At 60.0% G+C, this 15,600-nt stretch carries 14 protein-coding genes; 9 read left to right on the forward strand and 5 right to left on the reverse strand.

Translation table 11 applies throughout. The features are described 5' to 3' along the window. Positions 1 to 23 precede the first annotated feature (23 nt). The 4 genes from ACR0D8_RS00390 to ACR0D8_RS00405 all read right to left on the reverse strand — a co-directional run bounded on the left by ACR0D8_RS00390 (position 24) and on the right by ACR0D8_RS00405 (position 4,564). The gene (locus tag ACR0D8_RS00390; RefSeq protein ID WP_480643890.1) at positions 24 to 860 is read right to left on the reverse strand and encodes a sterol desaturase family protein; all 837 of its coding nucleotides are present in this window, start codon (positions 858 to 860) and stop codon (positions 24 to 26) included. Continuing rightward, positions 857 to 1,414, reverse strand: coding sequence for a TetR/AcrR family transcriptional regulator (locus ACR0D8_RS00395; protein ID WP_480643891.1), 558 nt, complete (start codon positions 1,412 to 1,414; stop codon positions 857 to 859). The genes ACR0D8_RS00390 and ACR0D8_RS00395 overlap by 4 nt, the downstream gene beginning before the upstream one ends. A gap of 1,117 nt (positions 1,415 to 2,531) precedes the next feature. Next, entirely contained in the window at positions 2,532 to 3,899 is a 1,368-nt protein-coding gene (locus ACR0D8_RS00400) for a sensor histidine kinase (protein WP_480643893.1), read from the reverse strand. Continuing rightward, positions 3,896 to 4,564: a response regulator transcription factor gene (locus ACR0D8_RS00405; RefSeq protein ID WP_480643895.1), complete on the reverse strand. Its 669-nt coding sequence runs from the start codon at positions 4,562 to 4,564 to the stop codon at positions 3,896 to 3,898. The genes ACR0D8_RS00400 and ACR0D8_RS00405 overlap by 4 nt, the downstream gene beginning before the upstream one ends. A gap of 139 nt (positions 4,565 to 4,703) precedes the next feature. Between ACR0D8_RS00405 and ACR0D8_RS00410 the strand changes: the two genes are divergently transcribed. The 6 genes from ACR0D8_RS00410 (at position 4,704) to ACR0D8_RS00435 (ending at position 11,314) form a co-directional block, all read left to right on the forward strand. Next, positions 4,704 to 5,792, forward strand: a complete 1,089-nt coding sequence (locus tag ACR0D8_RS00410) for a tricarboxylate transporter (protein WP_480643896.1) — start codon at positions 4,704 to 4,706, stop codon at positions 5,790 to 5,792. Positions 5,793 to 5,868: 76 nt separating this feature from the next. Further along, the gene (locus tag ACR0D8_RS00415; RefSeq protein ID WP_480643898.1) at positions 5,869 to 7,899 is read left to right on the forward strand and encodes a tripartite tricarboxylate transporter permease; all 2,031 of its coding nucleotides are present in this window, start codon (positions 5,869 to 5,871) and stop codon (positions 7,897 to 7,899) included. Continuing rightward, positions 7,896 to 8,963, forward strand: coding sequence for an isocitrate/isopropylmalate dehydrogenase family protein (locus ACR0D8_RS00420; RefSeq protein WP_480643899.1), 1,068 nt, complete (start codon positions 7,896 to 7,898; stop codon positions 8,961 to 8,963). The genes ACR0D8_RS00415 and ACR0D8_RS00420 overlap by 4 nt, the downstream gene beginning before the upstream one ends. Beyond that, complete coding sequence (locus ACR0D8_RS00425) at positions 8,960 to 10,048, forward strand: 4-oxalomesaconate tautomerase (protein WP_480643901.1); 1,089 nt, start codon at positions 8,960 to 8,962, stop codon at positions 10,046 to 10,048. The genes ACR0D8_RS00420 and ACR0D8_RS00425 overlap by 4 nt, the downstream gene beginning before the upstream one ends. Positions 10,049 to 10,100: 52 nt before the next feature. Continuing rightward, positions 10,101 to 10,337, forward strand: coding sequence for a hypothetical protein (locus tag ACR0D8_RS00430; protein WP_480643903.1), 237 nt, complete (start codon positions 10,101 to 10,103; stop codon positions 10,335 to 10,337). After that, the gene (locus ACR0D8_RS00435; RefSeq protein WP_480643905.1) at positions 10,334 to 11,314 is read left to right on the forward strand and encodes a D-2-hydroxyacid dehydrogenase family protein; all 981 of its coding nucleotides are present in this window, start codon (positions 10,334 to 10,336) and stop codon (positions 11,312 to 11,314) included. The genes ACR0D8_RS00430 and ACR0D8_RS00435 overlap by 4 nt, the downstream gene beginning before the upstream one ends. Here ACR0D8_RS00435 and ACR0D8_RS00440 read toward each other — a convergent pair. After that, positions 11,283 to 12,314, reverse strand: coding sequence for an AbrB family transcriptional regulator (locus ACR0D8_RS00440; protein WP_480643906.1), 1,032 nt, complete (start codon positions 12,312 to 12,314; stop codon positions 11,283 to 11,285). The two genes, ACR0D8_RS00435 and ACR0D8_RS00440, sit on opposite strands and share 32 nt — an antisense overlap. Positions 12,315 to 12,424: 110 nt before the next feature. On the opposite strand from ACR0D8_RS00440, the gene ACR0D8_RS00445 reads away from it, so the two are divergent. The 3 genes from ACR0D8_RS00445 to tcuB are packed head-to-tail and all read left to right on the forward strand — an operon-like array spanning position 12,425 to position 15,568. Continuing rightward, positions 12,425 to 13,102, forward strand: a complete 678-nt coding sequence (locus ACR0D8_RS00445; protein ID WP_480643907.1) for a GntR family transcriptional regulator — start codon at positions 12,425 to 12,427, stop codon at positions 13,100 to 13,102. A gap of 14 nt (positions 13,103 to 13,116) precedes the next feature. After that, positions 13,117 to 14,511 carry an FAD-dependent tricarballylate dehydrogenase TcuA gene (tcuA, locus tag ACR0D8_RS00450; RefSeq protein WP_480643909.1) on the forward strand — a complete coding sequence of 465 codons (1,395 nt, stop codon included), beginning with the start codon at positions 13,117 to 13,119 and terminating at the stop codon, positions 14,509 to 14,511. Continuing rightward, a complete protein-coding gene (gene tcuB, locus ACR0D8_RS00455; protein WP_480643911.1) occupies positions 14,501 to 15,568 on the forward strand; it encodes a tricarballylate utilization 4Fe-4S protein TcuB in 1,068 nt (355 codons plus the stop codon). The genes tcuA and tcuB overlap by 11 nt, the downstream gene beginning before the upstream one ends. Positions 15,569 to 15,600 lie beyond the last annotated feature (32 nt).

Here is a 15,600-nt window from a genome sequence, read left to right on the forward strand (position 1 = left end):
GCGCTGCCTGCACCTTGTGGCCATCATCGTTTCGGCTCCCACCCGGGCGGTTTGAAGAGAAAGCCCAAGGCCTCGCCGGGTGATTTCGCCTTTTTGATATCGCGGAAAAGCTGCGGCCATTCCGAAAACCAGACTTTGACTGGGTTGCGGCTGTCGAAGTCCCGCGTCAGCCCGTAGCGCGGCGTTTCTTCCTCGGCCTGGAATGTGTGCCACAGCCGGTCCCAGACGATCAGGATGCCGCCGTAATTCCGGTCGAGATATTTGTCGTCGCTGCCGTGATGAACCCGGTGATGCGACGGTGTGTTCAGCACCCATTCCAGCGGTCCCAGTTTACCGATCAGTTCGGTGTGCAGCCAGGTTTGGTACGCCAACACGGCAACGACGCCGAAAATGATCGCCTCGGGTGCAAAACCCAGAAAGGCAAGCGGCAAATGGGCGATCAGGGACCAGACCCCTTCCAGCGGGCCAAACCGGATTCCTGTGACGATGTTCATATCCCGCGATGAATGGTGAACCGCGTGTTGCGTCCACAAAATCCTGACCTCATGGGCAATGCGGTGTTCCCAGTAATAGGTAATGTCAGCCAGCAGCACGACCAGCGCCAGGCTCCACCACGTGACCGGGATGGACCATGGCAGGATTTGCGCAATGATCCAGTACAGGCCATATGCGCCGGTCAGGATAAAGGTTTCGATTAATACATAGGGTATCTGCGTGGATGCGCTGACCAGCATCTCGCCAAAGGTACGCGCCCGGAATTCGCGCTTGAACGCCATTTCGGCTATTTCAACCAGCAGGATCGCAGCGCCGATCAGAAAAAAGGCGTCGTCTATTTGTGATGTCAGACCTTCAAGATTCATGAGGGGCCTCCGTTCAGACCGGACGATAACGTCCGCCAGGCAAGTTCTGCTGCTTGTTTCGGGGTGGCATCGCCTGATCGCACCATGGACCAGGCCGCATAGATGAGGTTTTCATAAGCCTCGGCGATCCAGAGGGTCGGGACATGCGCGTCGAAAGCGCCTTCGGCCTTGGCCTGTTCTATGTCCTGCAATAGCTGGGCGCGGCTTTCTGCATAGGCCCCCGCGATGTCCGGATCCGCCTCTTGCCCTTCGTTGGCAAGAAACCACTGACGGTTTGCCAGCGGGACAATGGCGAACAGGGACAGCCGAAACCCTTCGGCATAGCTTTGTGCCCCCGACGTTGCGATGCGGACCGCCTCCTCCAGCTCGGCAAGCGCTATTGAAGCCAGCGCGCGCATCAACTCAGGACGGCCCGGAAAATACCTGTGCAACGTCGCCCGCCCCACGCCCGCGCGGTCTGCGACATCGCTCAGCGAGGCGGTCGGACGTTCCGAGAAAACCTCGAACGCGGCTTCCACGATGGCGTCACGGGTATCTGGTCGAATTTTTGACATGAGACATAGATGTCTCGTTTGAGACAGCGTTTCAAGTGGTCGTGTAGAATTTCTTTCGGCCAGCAGATAGAGGAAAATATTCCGTTCTGATGTCGACTTCGGTTACCAAAAGCGGGGCTGGCAAACTTGTGGAATAGAACAGGCAGGAAATCACTGCGCAGCGTCAGGCGCCTTGGCAAGCTGATGCGTTGAATTTGAGCAGTGGATATACACTCATTAATTTCCAGAGAAATCGACCCTGCCATGGCGGCGAAACGGTCTGCTTGCGATTGACAAACACACGCATTTTGCGCGCAGAGGCGCAAGTTTACGCAAAGTCGGTGTTCAGGGGTTGGGTGAACCTGACGAGCGAACCCTCAAGCCAATTATTTGAGGTTCTTGAGGACTGGGAACGCGATCTCGCGACATTAGACCTTAACGGTCTGAAGCGATGAAGAGCAGCCCAGACCCGAAGTTCAACAGGATTTCGCACGGTAAAACGGCCAATAACAACTACCCGCCGCCATTCTCTCTGCGCCTGACCTATGACGAGCGCGCCGGCAGGACTCCGAACGAGGCGACAAGCCGCTTGGTGCATATATCCGCGAGCGGCTCTTTGGCGATGATGTTGGACCGTGCAAACGGCGTGGGATAGCCCCGGTACAGGACATAACCGCCCTTGGCCGCGTTTTCGGCGCGCTCGGGCAGTCGCGTCTTTCAGTCAACCTCAATCAACTCGCAAAGGCGATAAATTCAGATTCTCTGCCAGTGGCGCCGGAAACCGAGGCTGATCGTCAAGATGCCTGCCGCGAAATCACCAGTATGTGCGCTGCAATGAACGAACCGTCAGGCCGTTCTGCTGGTTCATCAAGTTCGAAGGCGAAGTTCTTTATTGCAGCAGTGCCGGATTTCTCATTGGCGCGCTTTTGGTGCCTTCTTCGGTCAGCTACTGTTTCCCTTCAGCTTTAACAGGAGCTGACTAAAGGCATAATTCAGGCCGGGCTACTTGAGAAAAACTTTGTCTAACTTACTCTAAGTATACCTTTTTTGCCAAACCTGCCCCTCGCGCCTGTCCTTCTCAAAGGCGGACATCCAAGATGCGATAATCCAAAGCGGATCCCCGCTGCACCTCATCAAATCAGCCGTCGCAAGGCAGGGAGAGTGTCAGGCTGGCGCCGTTTTCGACTTTGTTGATCCAGATTTGCCCGTCGTGGCGTTGGGCGACGGCCTGGACGATGGACAGGCCGAGGCCGCTGCCGGCGGAGTGGTCCAGTTGTGAGAAACGGCCAAATGCCTTTTCGCTCTGCTCCGGGGCAAGGCCTTTGCCGTCGTCTTTCACCGTGACTGCAATCGTTTCGGGATCGCAGGTCATGGTCACTGAAATCCTGCTAAGGTCCTTCCCGCCATGTTTCAGGGCATTGTCCAGCAGGTTCTTGATCGCTTCGCCCAGAAAGACACGGTCACCAGAAACTGGAACCGGGAAGTCGGGCATTGCAACGTCAAATTCCACCCCTTTGGCAAGGATCTGAACCCCCATGTCCGTGCAGGCCTCTTCGACGACGTTGCGAAAATCGATAGCCTCAAACTGATCCTGCTGTGACGGTTGTCTGAGGCGTTCAAGGGACAACAGTTGTTCCGCCACGGACGCTGAATTTCTTGCGGCGGTCACAAGCTCGGAAATGCGTTTGTCTTTATCGCCTTCTGTTTTTGCGTCCTGAAGAGCCTCGGCCATCGACTGAACGGCCGCCGCCGGGTTTCGCAATTGATGCGCCGCCTCTGAAATAAAGGTCTGATGGGCGCTGATGCTGCGTTCCACCTGTCCGAACAGCCGGTTCAGGGTTTGCACGACCCCCAGAACTTCGACAGGGACAGGCCGTTTGATTTGGCTGAGGTCGTCGGGTGACCGCAGATCGATTGCATCCTGCAAGTCCAGCAAGGGCCGAAGCCCGCGTTCGACACCGAACCAGACCACAAGTGCAAGCGTCGCCAGCAGAACCCCCATGAGTATGGCCGCCCTGACCGACAACTGATTGGCAAACGCATTGCGGTCTGCCAGCAATTGCCAGGCGGTGACCGTGGCATCCCCGACCAGATTGTCCAGGGCAACCCTCTCGGTCATTCTGAGTACGCGAACCGGTTCGCCGCGATAGATTGCCTCGAAGAAATGCGGTTTGTAAGGGTCACGATCGCCCGACGCGCCCGGAGCGGGCGGATAGGCATAACCTGTCACGTAAAACCCGCCGGGACCGGTCACATGGTAGAAAATCTCGCCTCCGGAGGCATCCCGGATCAGGTTTCGCGTCGATGGCAAAAGCGCGTCGCCGTCCGAGATGGCGACATCACGGGAAATTGCAAGGCCCGCAGAGAGCAGGCTGTCGTCGAACAACTCCTGGGCGGTGCGCTGAGCCACCGTAATCCGCCAGTAACCCAGCAGGACCGCGATCAGCACCAGGGGCGTCAGGATCAAAAGAAACAGCCTGAGTCTGAGCGACCGACGCTGGATCACTTGTGTACCTCCAGCAAATACCCCAGGCCCCGGGCGGTTTTGATCCTGATACCCAGATCCTGCAACCGCTTGCGTAACCGCGAAACATGGGGCTCAACGGCTGAATCCTCGACATCTGCCCCCACGCCGTAGACATAATCCGTCAGCTGGCTTTTGGGGACGATCCGCCCCCGTCGCTCCAGCAGGCATTCCAGAACCGCCATTTCGCGGCGCGGCACGTCCAGAACCTTGCCGCGCACGCTGACCTGTCGGGCGGTGCGGTCGAATTCCAGCCCGCCGATGGACTCACGCGCGCCGTAATCCAGCTGTTTGCGGCGGGACAGCGCCCGGATGCGCGCCTCCAATTCGTCCATCTCGAACGGTTTGACCAGATAATCGTCGGCCCCCATGTCCAGGCCGGTAACCCTGTCGCTGGTTTCCGAACGCGCGGTCAGCAGAATGACCGGCACCCCGTCGCCGCGCCGGCGCAGCGACTGCAGAATCTCAAGCCCCGACCGGCCGGGCAGGTTAATGTCCAATACGACAAGGTCCGCGCCTTCCTGCTCCAGATACAGTTCCGCGGCCTCACCGTCATACAGAATGTCGGCCGCATGGCCCCGGTCGCGCAACCGGTAGGCAATGGCGTTGGCGAGGGTTTCGTTGTCCTCGACGATGACAATCCGCATCCGGGCTCCTGCAAGTTTCGCGCAAGGTTGGTCCCTCATGATTGCCAGATGGGAGGGGGAATCAACCCCACAGTTCTATTTGCGATCGCGGTGGCGGATGAAGTGCCGTCGTGGTTGTCTGGTCAACAGGGAGGAACCAATGACCATTTCCAGCTTTACCCGCCGCGCCGTCGTGGGGCTGATAGCCGCCACCGGTCTGGCCGCGCCCGTTGCAGCCGAAGTTGATTTTTCGGGCGAGACCGTTGAATGGGTCATTCCGTTTTCGGAAACTGGCGGGTCGGCCAAATGGGCCAACTTCTTTGCGCCGCTTCTGTCCGAGGCTCTGCCGGGTCAGCCGACCGTAGTGGTAAAGTTCATGCCGGGCGCGGGTTCGACCAAGGGCGCCAACTGGTTTCAGGAGCAAAAACATGACGACGGAACGCTGCTGTTCGGCACATCCGGCTCGACCCAGTTTCCCTATCTGCTGAGCGATCCCCGTGTGCGCTATGAATATAATGACTGGATCCCGGTCATGGCGTCGGGCACCGGTGGCGTGGCCTATCTGAATGCAGAGGATGGCGCCAAGTTCGACGGGTCCGCGAACGCGCTTAAGGACACCAGCTTTATCTATGGCTCTCAGGGCGCGACGCGTCTGGATCTGGTTCCGCTGCTGGCCTGGCAGATGCTGGGCATGAATGTTGAACCGGTGTTCGGCATCAAGGGGCGCGGCGATGGCCGCCTGATGTTCGAGCGTGGCGAAGCCAATATCGATTATCAGACGTCTTCAGGGTATCTGGGCGGCTCGACAGACCTGGTGGACGCTGGTCAGGCGGTTCCGATGATGACCTGGGGCGCATTGGATGCGGATGGCAACATCGTTCGTGATCCGACGTTCCCCGATATCCCGACCTTCAAGGAAGTGTGCGAAGCGACGGATGGCTGCGAAACCAGCGGTGAGGCCTGGGACGCGTGGAAAGCGTTCTTTGTCGCAGGCTTCCCGGTTCAGAAGCTCGCATTCCTGCCCGGCGACACGCCGCAAGAGGTTGTCGATGCCTACACCGCAGCCTTCCAGGCGGTGACTGAACGTGGTGATTTCGCTGATATTTCGTCAAAGCGCGTCGGCAAATACCCGGTCTTCGTTGGCGACGGGTCCAAGGCGGCGTTGCAAACGGCAACTAGCGTCGATGACAATGCCAAGGCATATGTTCTGAACTGGCTCAAAGAAGCCTACGGCGTCGAGCTGAACTAAGCCGACCTCTCACAGCGCGCCCCCGAAGACGGGGCGCGCTTTTTTAACACAAGAACAACAATGAAAGGCGGCCGCTATGGAGGTTTTCGCCACCGCTCTTCCCGCGCTTGGTGATGCGTGGAGTCTGATCCTGCAACCTGTCGTTCTGGGCTACCTTGTCCTTGGCGTTGTCATGGGGCTGGCCGTGGGTGTCTTTCCCGGGCTGGGTGGTATCGCCGGGTTGTCGCTGTTGCTGCCTTTCATGTTCGGGATGGATCCGATCCTGGGTCTGGCGCTGATGATCGGGATGGTCGCTGTTGTTCCAACTTCCGATACCTTCGCATCGGTCCTAATGGGCATCCCCGGAAGTTCGGCCTCGCAGGCGACTGTGCTGGACGGTTTTCCGATGGCCAAGAATGGCGAGGCGGCGCGGGCATTGTCCGCCGCTTTTGCCTCGTCCCTGTTCGGCGGTCTGGTTGGCGCGACCTTCCTGACAATGTTCATTCTGGTCGCCCGGCCCATCGTTCTGGCCTTCGGTCTGCCCGAAATGCTGATGATCACCATCCTTGGCCTGTCCATGGTCGCCATTTTGGCGGGACGCATCCCCCTGAAAGGCGTGGCCGCCGCCGGCCTTGGCCTGATGGTCGGCACCATTGGCGAGGCGGATGCGGGCGGGTCGTTGCGCATGGCCACCTATGACATTCCCTATCTGACGGATGGCCTGAAGCTGGTTATCGTCGGTCTGGGCATCTTTGCGGTGCCCGAGATCGTCTCGCTGCTGCGGCAGGACCGGTCCATCGCCAAAGGGGCCTCGCTGGGGGCCGGGTGGATGGATGGTGTCCGGGATTGGTTCGCCAATATCTGGCTGTCGGTCCGGTGCTCGATCATCGGCGTTGTTGTCGGTGTTATTCCCGGTCTGGGCGGCTCGGTCGTGGACTGGATCGCCTATGGCCACACCGTCCAGTCGACCAAGGACAAAAGCAAGTTCGGCAGCGGCGAAGTGCGCGGCGTCATCGGCCCGGAAAGTTCGAACAATGCGAAGGAAGGCGGTGGGCTTGTGCCGACCCTGCTCTTCGGCATCCCCGGGTCAGGGTCGATGGCAATCTTCATCGGTGCGGTCGCATTGCTGGGATCGGGGGATATCGAGGTGGGTCCGAGCATGCTCCAGGACAACCTCGACATCACCTATTCGATCGTGTGGCTGCTGGCGCTGGCCAATGTGGCGGGCACCATCCTGTGTATCGCGGCGTCGGGCGGTATTGCCAAGCTTACGACAATCCGCTTCACTTATCTTGCGCCGTTCCTGTTCATGCTGATCAGCTTTGCGGCGTTCCAGTCGGGTCAGAATTTCGAAGACCTGCTGGCCTTGTTCGCCATCGGTCTGATCGGCATCTTCCTGCGCCGGTTCGACTGGTCGCGCCCGGCCTTTCTGATTGGTTTCGTGCTGTCCAACCCGGTCGAGAAGTTCACCAACCAGGCGTTCCAGATCGCCTCCTTCCGGTTCCGCAAGAGCTTTGGCGAGGGCATGGAGTATGTCTTCAGCCCCATCGTGATCGTGCTGATCGTGGTCACGATCGTATCGGTCATTCTGGGTATTCGTCAGGCCAGGATGATCATGGCCGAAGGGGACGTGCAGGCAGGAACCAAGCGGGCGCCCCTGGTCTTCCTGCTGGTCATCATGGCCTATCTGATCGTCGCTCTGGTCAATGCCAATATGATCCCCGACTACAACATGACCGACAAGATCATCCCGCTGGTGATCGGTGGCGTCTCGCTGTTCTGTTGCGTGATCCTTCTGTTCCAGATGATGCGGCGGTCCGAGGGTGACGCGATCTTTGCGGATAAGGAAGTCGCCGGAGAGGACGCCAGCGCACCGCATGGCCTCTGGTCGACACTGGCATGGTTTGCAGCACTGATTGCAGCCACCTGGTTTGTTGGGTTCATCCTTGCGCTGATCGGGTTTCTGATCACCTTCTTCCGCGTTCGTGCGGGGTCGAGCTGGCAGATGACACTGCTTCTGACCGCCTGCGGTATCGGTTTCATGTGCCTCATGGCGGGCGCCCTGAACCGAGACTTTCCGCCCGGCCTGTTGCAGGACATGGTCAATCTGCCCTGGCCATTGAAATGAGCAGCCCCCTGAAGCTGCTCTGCCTCGAAGGCGACGGCATCGGGCCAGAGATTATGGCTGCAACGCTGGCGGTCTTGCAGGCCGCCAGACCGGCGCTGACACGGGACATTCGGATCCTGCGCCGGGATATCGGCTTTGCGGCGCTGGCGGCGGACGGGTCAACCATCCCGCAATCCGTGATCGACGCCGCGAAGGCAGCCGATGGTGTGATCCTCGGCCCGGTCTCGCACAACTCGTACCCTCCGGCAGAGCAGGGCGGGCGCAACCCGTCGGGGGTTTTGCGCAAGGAACTGGACTTGTTTGCCAATCACCGCCCGGCCAGAACATGGCCGGGGTTGGATGCGCCGTCTCGCAAAGCCTTCGATCTCGTTGTGATGCGCGAAAACCTTGAAGGGTTCTATGCCGATCGCAACATGTTTGCAGGTGGTGGGGAATTCATGCCTGAGCCGGACGTTGCGCTGGCGTTTCGCAAAGTCACCCGCGCCGCCAGCCTTGACATCGCGCGCGCGGGATTTGAACTGGCCGCCGCCCGTCCCGCCAGACATGTGACTGTCATTCACAAGGCAAATGTCATGCGTATGACGGACGGGCTATTCCTGGATTGCACCCGGGCGGTTGCAAAGGAATGCTCCTCTGTCACCTATGACGAGATGCTGGTGGATGCGGCGGCAGCCCACTTGGTCAGGGACCCGTCGCGGTTTGATGTGCTGATCACCACCAACATGTTCGGCGACATCCTCAGCGACCTGGCATCGGAGCTGGCCGGGGGGTTGGGGCTGGCCGGATCTCTCAATTTCGGCACGCGCCATGCGGTCGCGCAGGCCCAACACGGTTCGGCCCCGGACATTGCGGGCAAGGACATGGCGAATCCCATCTCGCTTGTTTTGTCGGTGGAAATGCTGCTGCGGCATCTTGGTGAGGGCGCCGCCGCTGACCTGATCCGCGCCTCTGTTGGGGCTGTTCTGGCTTTGCCTGAAACGCGAACACGCGATCTTCAGGGGGCACTTGGCACGCGTGAATTCACCGAAGTTCTCACGAAACACGTCGAGGAGGGCGCAGGATGACCCAAACCGCAATCCCCTATATTTTCATGCGCGGCGGCACCTCGCGGGGGCCCTATTTCCGCAGATCCGATCTGCCGGATGACCCGGACACGCTGGCCAAGGTCCTGATTGCTGCGGTTGGGGCCGGGCATCCGCTCAACATTGACGGAATCGGAGGCGGCGCAGCGGTTACCACCAAGGTTGCGATGCTGTCGGCCAGCGAGGATGGCTGGGCGGATATCGACTATTTCTTTGCGCAGGTCTCGGTGGAAGAAAAGCTGGTCGATTTTAAACCCACCTGTGGGAATATCCTCTCCGGCGTTGGCCCGGCGGCGATTGAAATGGGTTTGATCAAGCCGGAGGGTGACGAGACCGAGATCCGCATTCGTGCCGTCAACACAGGGGCGCAGGTGATTGCCAGGGTGCAGACACCCGGTGGTCAACTTGCTTATGAGGGCGGGACGGAAATCGCCGGTGTGCCGGGCCACGCAGCGCCGGTTCAACTGAGTTTCATGGGTGTTGTCGGGTCGTCCACGGGTGCGTTCCTGCCCACTGGCAATCTGCGCGATACGGTACAGGGGATCGAATTGACCTGCATGGACGTCGCAATGCCCATGGCCATCGCCCGCGCTGCGGACTTTGGCCTGACGGGTTATGAAAGCGCCGAGGAACTGGACGCCAACCGCGTTTTTTTTGACCGGATGGAGGCCGTTCGGATCGAGGCTGGTCAATTGATGGGGATGGGCGATGTCACCCAGTCCGTAACCCCGAAATTCGGGCTTCTGGCGGCACCAAGGGAGGGTGGAACCGTAGCTGTCCGGTATTTCATGCCCTGGAAGACCCACCCGACGATGGCTGTCACCGGAGCGCAATGCATGGCCTCGTGCGCGTTGACGCCGGGCACCGTCGCGGACGGGTTGCTAAAGCGCGCCGAGACCGGGCCTGCCGAGGTGGTCTTGGAGCATGCATCAGGCAAGATCGACGTTCTGGTCGATTTCTCGACCAGGGACGGTTTTGCGCTGAACTCGGCTGGTCTGGTGCGCACCGCGCGCAAGCTGGCCGATGGTCACATCTACGTGCCGCAGGACGTCTGGCAGGGGCATTGATCGCGTGAAGATCAAATGGTATACTGTAGTATACAATTTGTGAGGTGTGAAAATGTCCGACTATTCTGAATGCCTCGATATCGCGCGGCAGGAACTCAGGCTTGCACAGGCAGCGCTCCGGCGGGACATGGCGGATTACCCGACGCCGATTGCGGGCTGCGACGAGCAATTCAATCATCTGCTGGATCAAAGCGAGCGAATCCGAAATGCGCTGGCCGCGCTCGACGCTCCGCATTTTGTACCGACGCCACGAAAGCTGGAAACCGGGTTGGGTATAGAAAGCCGATGAAAGTTCACATACTGGACGACTGGTTTGACACGCTGCGCGGTTTGCCTTGCTTTGCAAAACTGGCCGCCCACGACGTGACGGTCTGGACGGATCATGTCGAGGATACCGATACGCTTGCCGCGCGGTTGCAGGATGCCGAGGTGCTGGTCCTGTTTCGAGAGCGTACGAAGATCACCCGGGAGTTGCTGGACCGGTTGCCGCGCCTTCGATTGATCAGCCAGCGCAGCGTTTACCCGCATGTCGATGTGCAGGCATGTTCCGACCACGGCGTTTTGTTGTGCTCGAATATGCATGGCGGCACGCCTTCTTACGCCGCTGCCGAACTGACCTGGGCGTTGATCATGACCGGAATGCGGGATTTGCCCGCCCAGATGGCGTCGGTAAAGGCCGGGCGCTGGCAGGCAGGTGTGGGCAAAACCCTGCGCGGGCGCAGGCTGGGGCTGTACGGGTACGGGCGTATCGCCCGCGCCGTCGCCAGCTATGCGGACGCCTTCGGAATGAACGTTGTCTGGTGGTCCTCGGAAGACGGGCGCGCGCGGGCGCGGGCCGACGGGGCCACTGTCGCGACCAGCCGCGAGGCGTTCTTTGCCGGCAGTGATGTGGTGTCGGTTCACGTTCGTCTCAAACCGGACACCCTGGGCATCATAACCGCAGACGACTTCGCGGTGATGCAGCCGGGCTCGGTGTTCGTGAACACATCACGGGCGGGGCTTATTGCGCCGGGCGCCTTGTTGGAAGGGCTCAATAACAGCCGGCCCGGAAAGGCCGCGATCGACGTATTCGATACCGAACCGCTGACCGACGTCGCGGACCCGTTGCTTTCGCATCCCCACCTGATCGCAACCCCCCATATCGGTTTCGTCACCGAGGACGAGTTCGATCTGCAGTTCGCGGACATTTTCGATCAGGTGAACGCCTATGCGGACGGTGCACCGATCCACATGATCAATCCCGGCGTTTGGACCAGCGCGCAATAAGACCGGCGGCGATCGGAGCGCCGATGATCACCAGAACGATCCGGGTCAGGTGGTGAGTGATCACAAAGCCCAGATCGGCACCCGAAACGATCGCCAGAACAGTCATTTCCGCCTGTCCGCCCGGGGCAAAGGCCAAAAATGCCTCGACCGGGTGGCCCAGGCCAAGAGTTGTGACAATGGCGGTGAAGCCCGCCGCGAGAATGGCGAGGATAACTACATAAGTAACACCAGCGGCAACGACGCGACGAAGTTCGCTCCAGGTCACGCCGACGAATTGCACGCCGATCCCGCAACCGATGAAAAACTGCGCCGCAAGAATGGCCTCGCGGGGCGGACGGGAATGGATGATGTCCCCTAGCGAAAGTGCCGCCGTCAGGATCAGCGGGCCCAGAATTGACGCACCGAAGAGGCCAATTCTCTCACCGCCTTTCCAGCCGACAAGGGCGGCTATTGCCATCAGAAAAAGCTCGTGAACGGGAAGATCGGCGGCGGGTTGTCCAATGGGATTGGTCAACTGGGCGTCATAAAGCACCGTCAGAAATATGGGGGCCAGCGTTACGATTATCAGAACGCGTGTTCCGTGCACCAAAGACAAGGTGCGCGGGTCGGCACCGGCCTCGGTGCCGAAGACAATCATGTCCTGCAACCCGCCGGGCATGGCCGCGTAAAAGGCGGTCTTGTCGTCGAACCCCCACACTTTGCGAAAAAACGGTACCCCGACAAGCGCGATCAGGATGATGAAGAACGGAATCAGCATGACCGACCCCGCCATCTTAGGAAGCTGGGAAAACAGGGCCGGCGTAATCGCGGCGCCGACAGCGACCCCAAGGATCGTTCGGGCCGCAACCGAGACCTGACCAAACCCTTTGAGCGGAGCTTTCGCAAGGGCCGCAAGCAGACAGGTCGACATGGGGCCGAACAGAAAAGGCAGCGGCAGGTTCAACGCCCAAAAGACTGCGGTGCCCAGCACGGCAAGACCAAAGGTGAGTGACCTTTGCATCAGAGGTGTCATCCGTGAATTCGACGCGGGCAAAATACGGGTTCCAGAGCTGTTGACTTGATGTGTATCCAAATGTATACAAATGGACGCAAATTGCAAGCGTGAGCGTTATGAGCCGTCAGGACGACCCGATACAACACGGCCCCCAGGGCAATTCCGCCTATCATCGCCTTTTGGATGAGATCCGCGACGGCAGCCTGTTGCCGGGCGACAGGCTGCGGGAAATCGAACTGTCCGAGCGGCTGGGCGTCAGCAGAACGCCGGTGCGCGAAGCGATCCGGCAGCTTGAGGCCGATGGTCTCGTAACCCATGTCCCACGACTTGGGGCGACTGTTCGCAGTCTCGATTATGCCGAGGTCATGGAACTTTATGAGATGCGCGCCGTGCTTGAAGGCACCGCGGCGCGGCTTGCGGCCCGCGCGGCCTCGGATGTTGAACTGGACGAGCTTGAGGTTCTCAATGACCGTCTGGCCGAAGCCGGCACCGGACCTGACGCGGCGCAGATCAATCGCGTGTTCCATGCCACGCTGCTGGATGCGGCCAAGAACCGTTTTCTTGCGAAATCCATGCATACCCTGCAAAAGGCCCTGCTGATCCTTGGGCCGTCGCAATTGCTGGACAGCGACCGGGCAGAGGCGGCCGTTGCCGAGCACCGCCATATCATGGCCGCGTTGAAGTCCCGTGACGGGGATGCGGCCGAGGCGGAAATGCGATCCCATATTCAGGCCGCGCAACGTATGCGTATCCGTGCCTTGCAGGACCGCGACCGCGCCTCTGACCGGACCTGACAGGGAAGGCAGGAATGACAAACGAACCCAACACCTATGATGTCGCGATCATCGGCGGCGGTAATGCGGCGTTATGTGCTGCCATCACCGCGGCCGAAGCGGGTGCCAGCGTTCTTATTCTTGAAGCCGCGCCCAAGCCGTACCGCGGAGGCAATTCGCGCCACACACGCAACTTTCGCTGCATGCATTCCGAGCCGCTGGGCCCGCTGACCGAGAGCTATGGCGAAGAGGAATACATGTCCGACTTGCTGAAGGTCACCGGCGGCAAGACCGACCAGCATCTGGCGCGAATGGCGATCAGGGCGTCCGAGGAATGTCTGCCATGGATGGAGGAACGTGGCGTGCGCTTCCAGCCCTCTCTGTCGGGTACCCTGTCGCTGTCGCGGACGAACGCCTTCTTCATGGGCGGCGGCAAATCCCTGGTGAACGCCTATTACCGGACGGTGACGGGGCTTGGCGTCAAAGTCCTGTACGAAGCTGCGGTCACACATCTTGAGTTGGTCGGCGATCAGGTCGAATGGGTCGATTATACCTATAAAGGTCAATCCCATCGCATCACGCCAAAGACGGTCATTGTCGCCTCGGGCGGGTTTCAGGCCGACACTGATTGGCTGACCCGTGCATGGGGTCCCGCGGCGCGAAACTTTCTGATCCGGGGCACGCCCTATAATCGCGGTGTTGTTCTGGCCGATCTGCTGGATCAGGGCGTGAACAGCGTCGGAGACCCAACACAGTGTCACGCCGTGGCCGTCGACGGGCGTGCGCCAAAATTCGACGGCGGGATCGTCACTCGTCTTGACTGTGTTCCCTTTTCGATTGTCGTGAACCGAGATGCCGAACGGTTTTATGACGAAGGTGAGGACGTCTGGCCGAAACGATACGCAATCTGGGGGCGGCTTGTGGCGGCGCAGCCGGAACAGGTGGGCTATGTGATCATTGATGCCAAGTCGCTGAACCTGTTCATGCCGTCCGTGTTCCCGCCACTGAAAGCGGACTCTCTGGATGAACTGGCCGGATTGATGGGCCTGCCCATCGACAAGCTGAAGGCGACCGTGGCCGCATTCAACGCCGCCTGCGGCGACACCAGCGGGTTTCACCCGACCGAGTTGGACGGTGTTGCGACTAAGGGCCTTGCGCCGCCGAAAACCAACTGGGCGCGACCGATATCCGAGCCGCCCTTCTATGGCTACACGTTACGAACTGGCGTGACCTTTACCTATCTGGGCCTGCAGGTTGACGACAATGCGCAGTGTTCGACCCCCAAAGGCAAGATCAGAAACCTGTGGGCCGCCGGAGAGACCATGGCCGGGTCCATTCTGGGGCAGGGGTATCTGGCCGGGTTCGGCATGACCATCGGAACTGTTTTTGGACGCATTGCAGGACGAGAGGCCGCCGCCCATGCAAACTGAACAGATACAGGAAGCCCGGCGTCAGGCCGAGATATGCAACGCCTGTCGGTACTGCGAGGGGTATTGCTCGGTCTTTCCGGCGCTGCATGCCGGGCGTGCGTTTTCGGATGGCGACATCACCCAGATGGCCAACCTCTGCCACAACTGCCGGGGGTGTTACTATGCCTGCCAGTATACCGCACCGCATGAGTTTGATCTGAACCTGCCCAAATCGCTGGCAGAGGTGCGCCGCGACAGTTGGGAGAGTTTTGCCTGGCCGCAACCTTTGGCGCGCCGGTTCCACACCCACGGAGGGGCCATCGCGCTGGCGCTGGTCCTTGGGTTCGCCGCTCTGTTCGTGGCCATGCGTATAATCGGGTCGGTGGGGGGAGAGGGCTTTTATGCCGTCCTGTCGCACAATGCGATGGTGGCCATCTTTGCTCCGGCGTTTCTGTTTCCGGTGGTCAGCATCACCATCAGCTTACGGCGCTATTGGCGCGCGGTCGCAGGCAGGCCTGTCCGACTGGTCGACCTGTCGGCGGCTTTCAAGCGCGCCGGGAATATGCAGGACCTTGCCGCCGGCCATGGCGAGGGATGCAATTTCGAAGATGAGGACCGGTTCAGTCAGGCTCGCCGCCACGCGCATCACGCCATCATGTACGGCTTTCTGCTGTGCTTTGCCTCAACTTCCGTCGCCACGGTCATGCATTACGTTTTTGGGCTGCACGCTCCCTACGGGTTCTGGTCGCTGCCGAAGCTGCTTGGCCTTCCGGGCGGCGTTCTGTTGACGGTCGGTTGTGGTGCGATGGTTGTGCTAAAGCGCAAGTCCGATCCTGACCTTGGCGATATTTCGGCATGGGGCGGCGACATAGCCTTTATTCTGCTGCTGGGATTTGTCGGGTTCAGCGGGCTTGTGCTTTACGCGATGGGGTCCACCGCATTGATGCCCTCTCTGTTGGCGATACATCTCGGATCGGTTCCGACGTTCTTTCTGCTGACGCCCTATACGAAAATGGCGCATGGGTTCTATCGTCTCGCCGCACTGATCAGAGACGCGCAGCGAAAACGAAGCGCATAGGAACAATGGGCTGCTCAGTGCTTCCGCTGGAA

The organism is Ruegeria sp. BG10, assembly GCF_056538575.1.